This window comes from Arthrobacter sp. A2-55 (assembly GCF_025548615.1).
GTDB lineage: Bacteria > Actinomycetota > Actinomycetes > Actinomycetales > Micrococcaceae > Specibacter > Specibacter silviterrae.
In genome coordinates, this window is sequence record NZ_JAJLOZ010000057.1 from 1 (window position 1) to 13,277 (window position 13,277).

Sequence of the window (13,277 nt, forward strand, 5' to 3'; positions counted from 1 at the left end):
TTGCCGGCCGAACCCTTTGCCTTGGCGTCCTGGAGGACGGCCTCCGCGGCGGCCACGGTTGGCGCGTAGCGGGCGAACTCGGGGGAGGCCACCATGGACTTGGCCCGTTCCAGGTCGGTGAGGGCCTCCGGCAGCGCCGTGGACAGCGTCGCTGCGGCGTCATTGATGTTCTTTTCCGTCTTGCCGATGGCTTCGAGCAAGACGTTGCACTGCAGCAGCGCCTCCTCCGCAGCCTTGACGGAAAGGGCGCCGTTGGCGGTGTCGCCGGAACCCAGCTTCGCGTCGGCGTCGTCCGCTGCCGTGCCCACAAAGGCCAGCCGCTCCTGCGCCTGTTGGACGTTGTCGCGCACCGTGGCCAGGGCGGAATCGGCGTACTTGCCGGCCAGCACGGAGAGCGTTTGTTCGGATGAGGCGATGGCGGTTCCTGCCTGCGCGGCGTCCGCACGCACTTGGGCGATGACCTGCGGCGCCGTGCGTTCCAGCTCCCGCAACTCGTCAAAGGACTTCTTTTCCGCATCAAGGGCCGCATTGGCATCCTCACTGCGCTTGATGATTTCACCCAGCCACTGGCGCTGCTCGTCAATGGTGTCGGGGATTTCATCGTCCAGTTGCTGCTGCAGCTTGAAGGATTCGCTCAGGTGCACCTTGGCCTGGTTCAGCGCGGCCTGGTAGGGCTTGACTGCCTCATCGCCATACGAAGCCTGGGCAAATCCAATGTCATGCTCACTGTTCTTGATGGCATCATCGGCGGCAATCAAGAGCGAGCCGGCCTTGGAGCGCAGCTCGGCGATGGTCATGCCGGCATTCGGGTCCAGGGCCTTGCCATCGGGGCCGTAGCCCTTGGCCGTGGCCTCTGCGGCGGCCTTCTTCCGCTTGCTCCGGATGGCAAGTGCGGTTCCCGCACCGCCAAGCACGACGGCGCCGCCGACTCCCAGCGCCACGAACCCTCCCGTGGGGTTGGGTACGTTGCCGGAGCCTCCGCCGGCGGCGTCACCCAGCGCCGCGGCGGTGTCAATGGCGGCCTGCGCCCAGTCGTCCTTGCCCAACTGGGGGACCACGGCGTTCTTTTGGACATTGTCGTTTTTGGCCTTGCTGATCACGGAAGTGTTCGCAAGCAGCGCATACTTTCTGTCCTTGACGGCCACGGCCAGGATGGCGTCGTGTTGGCCAAACTGCTTTTGATTGGCCACGGCAGTGGCCCAGTCGGTGGGGGCCGTGCCGTCAAAGGAATTCACGTACACCACAAACAGGGTGATTCCCTGCTGCTGCTGCAACTTGGTGATGGCCGCCTGGACGTCGGCCTTTTTGCTGCCCAGCACGTTGGCATTGTCAATGATGTACGTGCCCCCCGGTATGGTCACGGGAGGATCCGCCTGGGCTGCCGCGGCCGGGAAGACCATCAGCGCGGCAAACGCCACCGCCGCGAGCAGCTGGAAAAACAACTTGAACCTTGAAAACATCGCCCACCCTAATGTGCGCCAATTGTGCAGGACCGTGCTTGTGCCTCACCCATGATTCTATGGCGGAAAAATTGGCGGCGTCCATGTGGGCCTGCGGGGCTCCGCACCGCCGTGCACCCCGGCGCCGGGCGGGCCGCGGAAGCCGTTTGTGCCGGCGTCGGACATAATTGAAGCAGGGCGAATCCTTCACAGCTACCTTCCAGCGAACGTTCGTAAACGCACCAGCCCTGCAGACCATGATGAATATCAAGCAAGGGTTCAGCCCAAGAATTTTTCAATGAAGGGAAAAGCAAATGTCCGAGATCAATGGCGGGGACGGCATCCGCAACGAGGACGGCCCCGCAGGCATGCAGGAGGGCGACACCACCCCCATTCCGCAGGGTGCGCCGCTTGGCGACACCACCCCCATTCCCGCTCCGTCGCAGCCCGTAAATGCCTGGCAGGCACCCACCGCCCAGTACCCCGCCGCAGCAGAACCCCCGGCGCAGGCGCAACAGCCGGAGCCGCAGCGGGCCGAAACGCAGCCGGAGGCATCCCAGGCCGAGACGCGGCCAATGCCGCCCTACGCGGGCCCGCAGCACTCCGCGCCCCAGTACCCCTCGGCGCAGTCCCCGGCAACACCGTCCTACGGCCAGCCGTACGGCCAGCCCTACAGCCAGCCTGCGGAGGGCCAGGCCTATGGATCAACCGGGGACCAGCCCAACGGTTCCACGCATGCGGACGCCGGGTACCCGGCGTCGAACACGTACCCGCACGCACTGGCCCCGGCCGTGACAGCCGCCCCCCAGGCGGCCAAGCCGCGCAGGAAGGTGGGCATGGGCATGTTTGCAGCCAGCGTCATTGCCGCAGCGCTCATTGGCGGAGGCGCGGCAGCCGGCACCTCGGCCCTGATTGGTTCGCAGAACTCCGGCACGGTGGCCGCCTCGAACCAGCAGGCAGCCCCGCTGGTCATCAACAACCCCACTTCGGTCAACCAGATATCGGCCGCGGCAGCCAAGGCCATGCCGTCCGTGGTGACCATCTCCGCCACCAGCGGCAGTTCCGGCGGCACGGGTTCGGGCATCATCCTGGACACGGCCGGGCACATCCTCACGAACACCCACGTGGTGACGCTGGACGGGGCCGCCGCCCACGCCACCATCCAGGTGCAGACCAGCGACGGCAAGGTATATGCCGGCACCGTGGTGGGAACCGACCCGCTCTCCGACCTGGCAGTGATCAAGATTGATGCACCGAATCTGGTGCCGGCCACGCTGGGCGACTCCACCAAAATCAACGTTGGCGACACAGTCATTGCCATCGGTTCGCCGCTGGGCCTGAATGCCACGGTCACCGAGGGCATCATCTCCACCCTGAACCGCACCATCCAGGTTGCCTCCTCCGCCGTGCCGGCCACCCCCAACGACTCGTCGCAGGGCCAGGGCGGCGGCAACGGCTTCCAGTTCTCGCCTCCAGGCGGCGGCCAGAGCAACACCGCTGCAACCGGGTCCGTGAACCTCAACGTCATCCAGACGGATGCGGCCATCAACCCCGGCAACTCCGGAGGTGCGCTGGTGGACAGCACGGGCAAGATCATCGGCGTCAACGTGGCCATTGCCTCCACGGGAAGCTCCTCCAGCTCCACCAGCCAAAGCGGCAACATTGGCGTGGGCTTCTCCATCCCGATTGACCACGCCAAGCGCATCGCCAACGACATCATCTCCTCCGGCAAGGCCACCCACGGCCAGCTGGGCGTCTCGGTCAGCGGCACCTCGGCCCTGGGCAGCAACAGCCAGTTCTCGGCAGGGGCCACGGTGGCGGACGTGACCTCCGGCAGTGCCGCGGCGAAGGCGGGCATCCAGAAGGGTGATGTCATCACCGCACTGGGCGGGCGCACCATCTCCGATGCCTCGTCCCTGACGGCGGCCGTCCGGGAGGAGGCCGGCGGGGCCACCGTGAAGGTGACGCTGGTTCGCAACGGCAAGACGCTGGAAAAGGACGTCACGCTGGACACCATGCCGGCCAACTGAGCCGGAGCGGCATTGGAGTAGAGCACGGCAAGGAACGGATGGTGCGCCACTTTCACAGTGGCGCACCATCCGTGCTTAACGGCGCGCCGGCTTACGAGTCCGCGAGCGCGGCCGCCATGACAAGCTGGCCGGCGAAGTAAAGATTCGACCCACTAAATTCCGGCCCGGGCCCGGCACGAACTAAGCTACTAGACGAAAGGCCAAGGGCGATCCGCCGGCCCCGCCCAGGCGCTGGAAACGGGGCGCGGAACCATGCTCCCATGACACAAAGGACAGTAGTGGAAAACTCAGCACTGAACATTGTGGTACTCGTCAAATACGTGCCGGACACGCAATTTGACCGCCACCTCACGGGTGAAAGCCACCGCCTGGACAGGAACGAGAGCATTCTCTCCGAACTTGACGAGTACGCGCTGGAGGCCGCCCTGGCCCTGGCCGACGCCCGCGGCGGCGCCAAGGCCGGCAACACCGTCACGGCCCTGACCCTGGGCCCGGCGGCAGCAGCCGCCGCGGTGAAGAAGTCGCTGCAGATTGGCGCCACCTCAGGTGTCCACGTCAGCGACGATGCCCTCGCCGGCTCGGACGCCTCGGCCACGTCGCTGGCACTCGCTGCCGCCGTCAGGACGCTGGGACCCGTGGATCTGGTCATCACCGGCATGTCCTCGACGGACGGGGAAACCTCCATTGTCCCCGCGCAGCTGGCCGCCCGCCTGGGCCTGCCCCAGGTCACCTTCGCCTCCTCCCTGGAACTGGACGGCACCACCGTCACTGCCAGGCGCGACGGCGACGACGTCTCGGAGGAGGTCCAGGCCCAGCTGCCCGCCCTGGTGTCCGTGACCGACCAGGCCAACGAGCCCCGCTACCCCAACTTCAAGGGGATCCTGGCAGCAAAAAAGAAGAAGGTGGTGACGCTGTCCCTGTCGGACATCGGGGTGGAGGCCGGGGCCGTGGGCTCCGCCGGATCGCTGACCCGCGTCACCGCGGCGGCGGAGCGCCCCGCCCGCACGGCCGGAACCATCGTCACCGACACGGGCGACGCCGGCATTGCGCTCGTTGACTTCCTCGCCGCGCAGAAACTGATCTAAGGACCTCCCATGACTGCAATCGTTGTTTTCATTGACCAGGTGGACGCGCCCGGCAAGCTGCACCCCATCCACCACCAGCTGCTGACCCTGGCCCGCGGCGCCGGCGAGCCCGTGGCCGTGGTGGCCGGCCCCGTGGGCGCCGAACTGGCCGCCGAGCTGGGCAGCTACGGCGTGGCCCGTGTGGTCCATTCCGGGCAGGCCGAGCTGGCCGATTACCTGGTGGCGCCCAAGGCCGAGCTGGTGGCGCAGGCCGCAGCGGCCGTTTCCGCCGCGGCCGTGCTGGTGGATAACAGCCCGCAGGGCAAGGAAATCGCGGCCCGCGTGGGCGTGGCGCTCAACGCCGGCGTCATCACCGATGCCGTGGGCGTGTCGAACGACGGCGGCGCCCTCGTGGCCCATAAATCCGTCCTGGCCGGTTCATGGACCGTGGATGCCCGGGCCACCACGGCCGTGTCGGTCATCAGCGTCAAGGCGCACAGCGTGGACGCCGCGCCGGCACCCGGGGCGGCCGTTGCCGCCGTCGAACGTCTTGAGGTGGCATTCTCCCCGGCCAGCCTGGGGGCTCGGATTACCAAGCGCACACCCAGGGAATCGTCGGGGCGGCCGGAGCTGGAGGATGCCCGCATTGTGGTGGCCGGCGGTCGCGGCCTGGACGGCGACTTTGGCCCCGTCGAGGAGCTCGCCGACGTGCTCGGTGCGGCAGTGGGCGCCTCCCGGGCCGCCACGGACGCCGGCTGGATTTCCCATGCCGCGCAGGTGGGGCAGACAGGCAAGAAGGTTTCCCCGCAGCTGTACATTTCCGTGGGCATCTCCGGGGCCATCCAGCAAAAGGCCGGCATGCAGACGTCCAAGGTGATCGTGGCCGTCAACAAGGATTCGGAGTCGCCGGTGTTTGAAATTGCCGACTTCGGCATTGTGGGCGACCTGTTCAAGGTGCTCCCGCAGGCCGTGGAGGAGATCAAGCGCCGCCGCGCCTAGCCTCCCAACTGTGCATCAGAAACTGCACTCGAATCAATCTAATACGGTTGGTCTTGCTGCAGTTTCTGATGCACAGTTGCTTAAGCGGCGGTCCCTAGAAGCCGGCCACCCCGTTCGGGGTGCCCAGTCCGGTGGTGCCGTCCCAGCCAGCCCGTGCGTTGCACCACTGCGTCGTGGGGCACGTGCCGTTGGAGCCCGTGGTCACGTCGAACAGGCTCCCTGCGTGGGCGTACGGAATCGCATTGGCGTAGCTGCCGGTGGCGGCGGAGCCGGTGTTGCCGCTGAGGGCGTACACCGAGGCGATGATCGGCGAGGCCTCGCTGGTGCCGCCGAACTGGCCCCACGTCGAGGATGAGCTCGACGTCGGGTAGTAGACGGCCAGCCCGCCGGTGTTGGGGTCGGACGCTGCGGCCACGTCATTCATGGCGCGCCCTGCACAGCCGGTGCCTGAGGCGGATGCCGCCGCGAGGGCCGGATTGAGGCTGGAACAGCCCGAACCTGTCCCGGTCCACACGGTTTCGTTCCATCCGCGTGCGTTGGCTGCCGCGGAGAGGGACGTGCCGCCCACTGCGACAACGTAGCTCGACGACGCCGGGTAGGAGGCGCCCTGGTAGCCGTTGTCGCCGGCGCTCGCGGTGACCGCAATGCCGGGGAAGTTGTAGTACTTCCCATAGGTGGAATCGGAGGCGTCCGAACCGCCGTAGCTGTTCGAAATGGCCACGACGCCGGGGAGCCCCGCGGCGGTCTGGACTGCCGTGCCGAGGTTGCCGAAGGACGCCGAGGTGGCCTGCAGCACCACGATCTTGCAGTCGGGACACGCGGCGGAGACGGCGTCGACGTCGAGCGCCTGCTCCTGCGCCCAGCCCGTGTTGGCGCGCGGCAGCTTGGTGCCGCCTGTTTGGTTGAGGATCTTCAGGCAGCCGTTCGCCGTGGTGCACGCGGGCAGGCCGAACTGTGCACGGTAGACGCCCAGGTCGCGCTCGAGGTTGGGGTAGCCGTAGGCGTCGACAATCGCCACCGTCCGGCCTCCGGAGGACAGGCCCGTCAGCTTGTAGGCGCTCTTGAGCTGGGCCGGGGTGAGGGCGGTGGCGGGCGGGGCGGCGGCATTCGTGATGGGCCGGCCGGAGGGGTCGGCCGCCTGCCGGGCGGTGCAGGCAGCGTCCCCGTGCTTCGGAGTTGCGCAAACCTGGATCGACCGGCTCGACGGCGCAGCCTGCGCCGGCGCGGACCCTGCGACGAGCGCTGTCAGCATGAGCAGGCCGGAGCCTGCCAGGGCGAAGATTTTTTTCATGTACCAAATCTCCTTCGTGAACGACCGCCCGGCGTGTGACATTTTTGTCACACGGACTTTACATTTTAGTCAAGGCGATCTGGATGGAGACTGGCAGACCGGTTGCGGCTTTGGCAACGGCTGGCGGGCTATTGCCAGCAAATTCACAGCTTGGTGGCGCTCAGGCAGGGACGGAGCCGACGCCGATCAGCGCGTCCGAGTTCATCTCCACCTGCGGGCCCACGGAGTGGATGAAGTCGCGCCGGACCCGGGCGATGGCCTCGGGATCGCGGGGGAGCAGGGTGCGCCACCCGCTGCCCATGACCAGGTTCCAGGCCATGTCGTCATCCACGGACAGGGTCAGCGGGTGCCGGGAAACGGACACGTCTTCAAGTCCGCGCTCCGACAGCCAGCCGGCCAGGGATTCCGCGGAGGCAATTTTGGCCATGTTCTGGTTGGGCAGGGGCACCACGCCGGCCAGCCGCGGGCGTTCCTTGATGGCGGCCTCCAGAATGCGGCCGGCAAAGGGCTCCAGCGCCCCCTCCACCCACGTGCTGGCGACCAGGCGGCCGCCCGGGCGCAGCATGGACGCCAGGTGTTCCACTCCCGCCTCCATGTCGGAGAAAAAGAACATGCTGTAGGAACACAGCACGGCATCGAAGGTGCGGTGTCCGCGCCACTGGGTGACGTCGGCTTCGGTGAGCGTGGTGTTCAGGATGTGCCGCTCGGCCAGGTTGGCCGCGGCAATGCGCAGCAGCCCGGTGGAGAGGTCGACGCCGTCGACAGTCCCGTTGGGTCCCACGGCCAAGGCTGCCGGCAGGGTGGCCGCCCCGGTGCCGCAGCAGGCGTCGAGGACCTTTTCGCCCGGCTGCAGCACGGCCGCCTCCGCCACGTCGCGGCCCATGGGGTCCCACAGCTTGTCCGCCCACAACTCAAATTGCAGGGCCCCGTCGGTGAAAGCCAGGCCAGGATCGCGAGCGGACATGTATACCTCCGGTGGTTGGAACTGTGGATGAAAGGTGGGGCGGATGCGGCCCGGGTCAGGGCTGCAATTGCGCCCCGGCAAAGCCGTTCTGCCGCCAGGCCTCGTACACCGCGATGGAGGCGGAGTTGGCCAGGTTCAAGGAGCGCAGGGCCGGGAGCATGGGCAGCCGGACGCGAGCCGTCACGTGGGGGTCGTGCTTGGCGGAATCGGGCAGGCCCACCGACTCTCGGCCGAACATGAGCACGTCGCCGGGCCGGTAGGCGATGTCGGAATAGCCTGTTTCCCCGTCCGAGGTGAAGGCAAAGACCCGTTCCGGGGCCAGCGCCTCCCACGCCGCGTCGAGGGACTTGTGGACCGTCACCACCGCCAGGTCGTGGTAGTCCAGCCCGGCCCGGCGCAGCTTGGCGTCGGAAAAGTCGAAGCCGAGGGGTTCCACCAGGTGCAGCTCCGCCCCGGTGATGGCCGCCAGGCGGATGGCGTTGCCGGTATTGCCGGGGATCTCCGGGGTGACAAATAAGATGCGAAACACCGTTTCAGCTTACCGTGTCAGTACATGCCGCCGAGCAGCCGGCTGAGCACCTGCAGGTCAACCACGTTGGGGAGGGGGCCCGATGCCAAAAAGTGCTTGGCTTCGCGCACAAACCGGGCTGCGTTGGCCACGTTCACCACGGCGGACCCGTCCGGTTCGCCGCCACGCACATAGTCAATGACCGGCTCAAACAGGTTTCCCGTGCTGCTGTGCACGCACACCCAAGAGGTCACATTGCACTCGGGGAACAATTCCTGCAAGGCCCGCGTGGCCGGAATCAGCTGCGGGGGAGCGGCCACCCGGCTCCCGTGGATCAGCGTGCTGCCGTCCCAGCGGAAGGCGCCGTCGGGCACCAGCATGGAACCCACCACGGCAATCCGGTAGCCGGAGACCAGCACATGGTCCAGGTAGCCGCGGCCGCCGGGTGCCTCCAGCCCGTTGATGAGCCGGGCCGCGGGGATGCCCGGCAGCACCTGCTGCATGATCAACTGGGCCGTGCGCGCCTCCCGGGCCAGCCGGGATGCTGCGCCAAAAACGCCGCGTTTGCGCGGGGCGCCGTGGACGGGCTGGGCGGCGACGGACCGGGGCAGCAGGGGCACGCCGCCGTCGGCCGTGGAGTCGTAGGGCGGAACATACACGGCGGGATCGCCCGCGGTGTTCCGGGTCTCCTGGCCGCGGCGGGTGCTGAAGGTGCCGTTGAACCCCGCACCGGAAAACGGCTCGCCGGCCCCGCTTCGGCCCGAACTTCCTGCTGAACCCCCCGTGGCTGTGGCGCGGCCGGTGGCGGGCCGGTAGCTTCTGTCGTAGCTGCGCCGCGCATCGGGATCGTTGAGGACCTCGTACGCCTCGGTGACCTTGCGGAACATGGCCGGGTCGCCGCCGTGGTCCGGGTGGGAAATCCTGGCCGCCTTGCGGTACGCAATCTTGATTTCGCGCTGGGTCGCCGTGCTGGGCACGCCGAGGACCTGGTAATGCGTGAGGAACTGCTCGCCCACTGGGGACCTTTCGATTGCGCCGGGATTCTGCCATTCTAGCGGGGCGCCCTGCGGGGATTCGCACGGTGCCGCGCGCGAAGGGCGGTGCCCAGGGAGGTGCCCGGCGCGGCCGCCTGTCGGTAAGGTGGGGTGCGTGAATCGATTCCTGGGGGACACGGCGGGCCCGTCCACAACTGCCCGTTGGGCCCGGCGGGCGGACGGCAAGGGCGGCGCCGTGGCGGTTGCCGCAACTGCCCTGTCCATGGCCCTGGCCGGCTGCACCATTGCCCTGCCGGCCCCGCAGCCTGCCGTGACCTCCCGCCCCACGGCAGCCGCAAGTTATGCCGCGCCCACCATCCAGGCCGGGCACGACGCCGCTGCCGTGGCCGCGAAAAACATGACGTTCGACGCCGGTGCCACCCTTTCGCCGAACGTCGCCGTCGGCTTTGCCAGTGTTTTGGACCAGCCTGGCCAGTCCGCGGACGGGCCCCAGCTGCCGCCCGCGTGGAAGCTCGTGAAGAACAATGTGGCCGGGGAAACCCAGTACTCCAATGCTGCCGGCTGCGCGGCGGCCTATTGGGTCACGGCCAACCAGGGCCCGCTCATAGCAGCCGGTGACGACAGGGCCTCCACCGAGAACCTGATGAAATACCTGATTCCCTCGGTGGTCCCGGAGGCCCTGCAGGAATCGTCCCTGCCGTGGTCATCGGAAGCCGGCCGGAAGGCCCCTTCAATCAGCTTCCTCGCCTACCGCACCAAGGCGGCGGCGGGCGTGCCGGCCAGCATGGTGTGGGGCAGGCTCCTGGGCACTGCGGGCACGGGGCTGGTGGTCAGCCTGTCCTGCCCGACCGATGCCCTGCTGGCCAGGACCACCCCGGAACTCATGGCGAAGCTCGCAGTGGCCCCGCCCACCTCCTGAGGTCCGGCGCCTGTGGTGGCAGGATGCGGTCAGGGACGGGGGCGGAGGTAGCGCAGGAACAGCATCGATTCGGCCTTTAGGATGTGGGCCAGCTCCATCCGCTGCGGGCCTGTTGCGAGGGCCGCACCCGGATGCACATGTGAGATGCGCCGTGCCGATCCGCCCGCCAGCAGCGGCGACACGGTCAGGCACAGCTCGTCCACCAGCCCCGCAGCCTGGAAGGTGCCCAGCAGGGTGGGCCCGCCCTCGGAATGGATGCGCGGCATCCCCAGCGAGGACAGCAAAGCCAGGAGGGCGCCGGCGTCGAGCGCCTCCGCCCCTGCATCCATGACCTGCGCGACGCCGGACAGTGCGGCCCGGCGGTCGGCCGGCGCTGCCGCCGTGGTGAAGACATAGGGGGTGGCCGGGGCGTCGTGGAAGACTGGCAGCTGAGGGTCAAGGTCCAGCGACCCGGACACGATGGCCAGTGGCGGATGCGGCACCAGCCCGTGTTCCCGGCGCCAGTCCTGTGCCTGCTTGCTGAGGAGCTGGCCGCCGTAGCCTTCGGTGCGGATGGTCTGGGCGCCCACCAGGATCACGTCGGCATGGCGGCGCAGCAGCTGGAAAATGTGCTGGTCGGCGGCGTTGCCCAGCGTGCCGGAGCGGCCGTCCACCGTGGCCGCGCCGTCTATGCTGGCGACGAAGTTGAAGCTCACCCAGGGGGAGGCCGCCTCCGCAGGGCGGCCCGCGGCATACAGCTTGAGCAGCTCGCTGTCAGACAGCCCCCCCGAAGGCAGAGCCCCGGAAGGGAAGACCCGCTCAATCACTGCTGGTTTCCTGCGGGGTGGGCCGGCTCGTTGACGTCACCCATGTTGTGTTTGAGGTACGCAGGGGCGCGCCAGCCCAGCACGGCCTCCGTCATGCGGATGGCGGAGTTGGCGGAGGCCACATTGTGCATGCGCAGAATCCGGGCGCCGCCCAGGATGGCAATGACGCCGCTGGCCAGGGAACCCTCCAGGCGCTCCGACTTGTCCTGGTTGAGCGTTTCGCCGATGAAGTCCTTGTTGGATACGGCAGCCAGGGTCGGGTAGCCCAGGGCGGCAATTTCCTGGAACCGGCGGGTGATTTCCAGGGTGTGCAGCGTGTTTTTGTTGAGGTCGTGCCCCGGATCGATGATGATCTTCCCGGCCGGGACGCCCAGGGAGACGGCCAGCTCCACTTTTTCCTGCAGGAAGGCGGCCACCTCGGCAACCACATCCACATAGTGCGGATGCGGGTAGACGGTGCGCGGCCTGGCCAGTGAATGCGTGATGATCAGGTGCGCGCCGGACTCCGCCACCACGGAGGCCAGCTCGGGATTGGCCAGCCCCGTGGTGTCATTGATGACGTGCGCCCCGGCGACAATGCTGCGCGCCGCCACCTCCGGCAGGAACGTGTCCACGGAAATGATCACGTCGCTGGCAGCCGAAACCGCCTCAATGACGGGGACCACCCTGTCGCCCTCCTCGCCTGCGGTCAACGGCGGGCCCGGAGCAAACGGGACCCCGCCAATGTCAACCCAGTCGGCGCCCTGTTCCACGGCGGCCAGCGACGCCGCCACCGCGGCGTCGAGCGCAAAGGTGGCGCCGCCGTCGTAAAACGAATCCGGAGTCCGGTTCACAATGGCCATGAGCGCCACCTGCCGGCTGAAGTCCAGGGTCCGGGCACCAAAGTGGTGAACGGCGTGGAGCAGCGGCGGCGTGTAAAACGGCGCCGCTGAGCCGGCTGCGGTGGGGGAGGGCTGCAGAGTAGTCATCCCCTCCATCAAATAGCCTCTAGCGGCGTTTTCGGGTCAGCCAGCTTGGCCGTGTCGACGGTGCGGCCGGAGGAGATGAGGTCCTTGATGGCGTCCTGGACGTCCCAGATGTTCACGTTCATCCCTGCCACAACGCGGCCCTCCAGCACCCAGAAGGCAATGAATTCGCGGGCCGCGAGGTCCCCGCGGACCACCACGTCGGCGTCCTTGGTCAGCGCGCCAAAGCCGGAGTACTCCATGCCCAGGTCAAACTGGTCGGTGTAGAAGTAGGGGATGTCATCCAGCACCGCGTCCTGGCCCAGCATGGACTTGGCGGCCACCTTGCCGCTGGCAATGGCGTTGGCCCAGTGCTCGGAGCGGGCGTAGGCGTTGGTCACCGGGTGCAGGGAGTTGGCCACGTCGCCGGCGGCAAAAATGTCCGGGTCCGAGGTGGCCAGGCTGCCGGTGACCTCAATGCCGTTGTTGATGGTGAGCCCGGCATCCTTGGCCAGCCCAATGTTCGGGACAACGCCGACGGCGACAACCACCAGGTCCGCCGGCAGGACTTCCCCGGTGGTGGTCAGCACGGAGCTGACCTTCCCGTCCGTGCCCTGGATTTCGGCGGCACTGGAGGGAAGCACGAACTTCACGCCTGCCTCCTCGTGGCGGGCGGCAAACACCCCGCCCAGCTGCTTGCCGATCGCGATGGACAGCGGCACGTCCTCCAGTCCCAGCAGAGCCACGTTGTTGCCCAGCTCGCGGGCCGTGGCGGCAATTTCCATGCCGATCCAGCCGGAACCGATCATGACCAGGTTGTGCCCGCCGGCGGAAAGCAGTTCCTTCATGGCAACCGAGTCCGCCTTGCTGCGGAAGTAGTGCACGCCGTCGAGCTCCACACCCTTGAAGGGGATGACGCGCGGCGAGGCTCCGGTGGCGATCAGCAGCTTGGCGTAGGGCAGCGTTTCGCCGTTGGCGAGCGTGACGGTGTGGGCGGCGGGGTCCACGGCGGTGGCTGCCGTGGAGGTGAGCACTGTGACATTGTTTTCGCCGTACCAGGTGGCGGCCAGCGGCAGCAGGGCATCCTCGCCCTCCTTGCCGGACAGGAAGCCCTTGGACAGCGGCGGGCGCTGGTAGGGAATCTCGGGTTCGTCGGCGACAATCGTCACCGGGCCGGCGTAGCCTTCCTTGCGGAGGGTCTCGGCTGCCGTGGCGCCGGTGAGGCCTCCGCCAATGATGACCATGCCGGGGGTGGTGGTTGATTCACTCATGATTGAAACTCTTTCCGTGGAAGTCCTTGTTTCCTGAATAACGCGTT

At 67.7% G+C, this 13,277-nt stretch carries 12 protein-coding genes; 4 read left to right on the forward strand and 8 right to left on the reverse strand.

Annotation, left to right across the window (positions count from 1 at the left end; translation table 11 throughout):
- The coding region (locus LPN03_RS14925) for a TPM domain-containing protein (protein ID WP_262454837.1) at positions 1 to 1,460 on the reverse strand (1,460 nt) is incomplete at its 3' end.
- 293 nt (positions 1,461 to 1,753) lie between these two features.
- On the opposite strand from LPN03_RS14925, the gene LPN03_RS14930 reads away from it, so the two are divergent.
- The 3 genes from LPN03_RS14930 to LPN03_RS14940 all read left to right on the forward strand — a co-directional run bounded on the left by LPN03_RS14930 (position 1,754) and on the right by LPN03_RS14940 (position 5,532).
- Positions 1,754 to 3,469, forward strand: coding sequence for a S1C family serine protease (locus LPN03_RS14930; protein WP_262454838.1), 1,716 nt, complete (start codon positions 1,754 to 1,756; stop codon positions 3,467 to 3,469).
- 293 nt (positions 3,470 to 3,762) lie between these two features.
- Positions 3,763 to 4,554, forward strand: coding sequence for an electron transfer flavoprotein subunit beta/FixA family protein (locus LPN03_RS14935; RefSeq protein ID WP_165181999.1), 792 nt, complete (start codon positions 3,763 to 3,765; stop codon positions 4,552 to 4,554).
- A gap of 9 nt (positions 4,555 to 4,563) precedes the next feature.
- Positions 4,564 to 5,532 (forward strand): electron transfer flavoprotein subunit alpha/FixB family protein, encoded by a 969-nt coding sequence (locus LPN03_RS14940; protein WP_165181890.1) that lies wholly within the window; start codon positions 4,564 to 4,566, stop codon positions 5,530 to 5,532.
- Between the two features lie 94 nt (positions 5,533 to 5,626).
- On the opposite strand, the gene LPN03_RS14945 is transcribed toward LPN03_RS14940, so the two are convergent.
- The 4 genes from LPN03_RS14945 to LPN03_RS14960 all read right to left on the reverse strand — a co-directional run bounded on the left by LPN03_RS14945 (position 5,627) and on the right by LPN03_RS14960 (position 9,311).
- On the reverse strand, positions 5,627 to 6,823 hold the full coding sequence (locus LPN03_RS14945) for a hypothetical protein (RefSeq protein WP_262454839.1): 1,197 nt from the start codon (positions 6,821 to 6,823) through the stop codon (positions 5,627 to 5,629).
- A 160-nt stretch (positions 6,824 to 6,983) separates the two neighbouring features.
- Positions 6,984 to 7,787, reverse strand: coding sequence for a class I SAM-dependent methyltransferase (locus tag LPN03_RS14950; RefSeq protein WP_165181886.1), 804 nt, complete (start codon positions 7,785 to 7,787; stop codon positions 6,984 to 6,986).
- Between the two features lie 55 nt (positions 7,788 to 7,842).
- Positions 7,843 to 8,316, reverse strand: a complete 474-nt coding sequence (locus LPN03_RS14955) for a tRNA (cytidine(34)-2'-O)-methyltransferase (protein ID WP_165181884.1) — start codon at positions 8,314 to 8,316, stop codon at positions 7,843 to 7,845.
- A gap of 17 nt (positions 8,317 to 8,333) precedes the next feature.
- Entirely contained in the window at positions 8,334 to 9,311 is a 978-nt protein-coding gene (locus tag LPN03_RS14960; RefSeq protein WP_262454840.1) for a J domain-containing protein, read from the reverse strand.
- 133 nt (positions 9,312 to 9,444) lie between these two features.
- On the opposite strand from LPN03_RS14960, the gene LPN03_RS14965 reads away from it, so the two are divergent.
- Positions 9,445 to 10,209: a hypothetical protein gene (locus tag LPN03_RS14965; RefSeq protein WP_262454841.1), complete on the forward strand. Its 765-nt coding sequence runs from the start codon at positions 9,445 to 9,447 to the stop codon at positions 10,207 to 10,209.
- 29 nt (positions 10,210 to 10,238) lie between these two features.
- Here the strand turns inward: LPN03_RS14965 and LPN03_RS14970 are convergent, their stop codons facing one another.
- From LPN03_RS14970 to LPN03_RS14980, 3 genes are read right to left on the reverse strand one after another with little or no spacing between them, the layout of a single operon-like run.
- Positions 10,239 to 11,015, reverse strand: a complete 777-nt coding sequence (locus LPN03_RS14970) for a pyrimidine reductase family protein (RefSeq protein ID WP_262454842.1) — start codon at positions 11,013 to 11,015, stop codon at positions 10,239 to 10,241.
- The gene (folP, locus tag LPN03_RS14975; protein WP_410468605.1) at positions 11,012 to 11,983 is read right to left on the reverse strand and encodes a dihydropteroate synthase; all 972 of its coding nucleotides are present in this window, start codon (positions 11,981 to 11,983) and stop codon (positions 11,012 to 11,014) included. The genes LPN03_RS14970 and folP overlap by 4 nt, the downstream gene beginning before the upstream one ends.
- 8 nt (positions 11,984 to 11,991) lie before the next feature.
- The gene (locus LPN03_RS14980; RefSeq protein ID WP_240901835.1) at positions 11,992 to 13,230 is read right to left on the reverse strand and encodes an NAD(P)/FAD-dependent oxidoreductase; all 1,239 of its coding nucleotides are present in this window, start codon (positions 13,228 to 13,230) and stop codon (positions 11,992 to 11,994) included.
- Positions 13,231 to 13,277: the final 47 nt, after the last annotated feature.

Excerpts from the sequence above, each read along its gene's own strand:
- LPN03_RS14930 (WP_262454838.1), top strand. The coding sequence starts at position 1,754 with ATGTCCGAGATCAATGGCGGGGACGGCATCCGCAACGAGGACGGCCCC.
- LPN03_RS14940 (WP_165181890.1), top strand. The coding sequence starts at position 4,564 with ATGACTGCAATCGTTGTTTTCATTGACCAGGTGGACGCGCCCGGCAAG.
- LPN03_RS14945 (WP_262454839.1), bottom strand. The coding sequence starts at position 6,823 with ATGAAAAAAATCTTCGCCCTGGCAGGCTCCGGCCTGCTCATGCTGACA.
- LPN03_RS14950 (WP_165181886.1), bottom strand. The coding sequence starts at position 7,787 with ATGTCCGCTCGCGATCCTGGCCTGGCTTTCACCGACGGGGCCCTGCAA.
- folP (WP_410468605.1), bottom strand. The coding sequence starts at position 11,983 with ATGACTACTCTGCAGCCCTCCCCCACCGCAGCCGGCTCAGCGGCGCCG.
- LPN03_RS14980 (WP_240901835.1), bottom strand. The coding sequence starts at position 13,230 with ATGAGTGAATCAACCACCACCCCCGGCATGGTCATCATTGGCGGAGGC.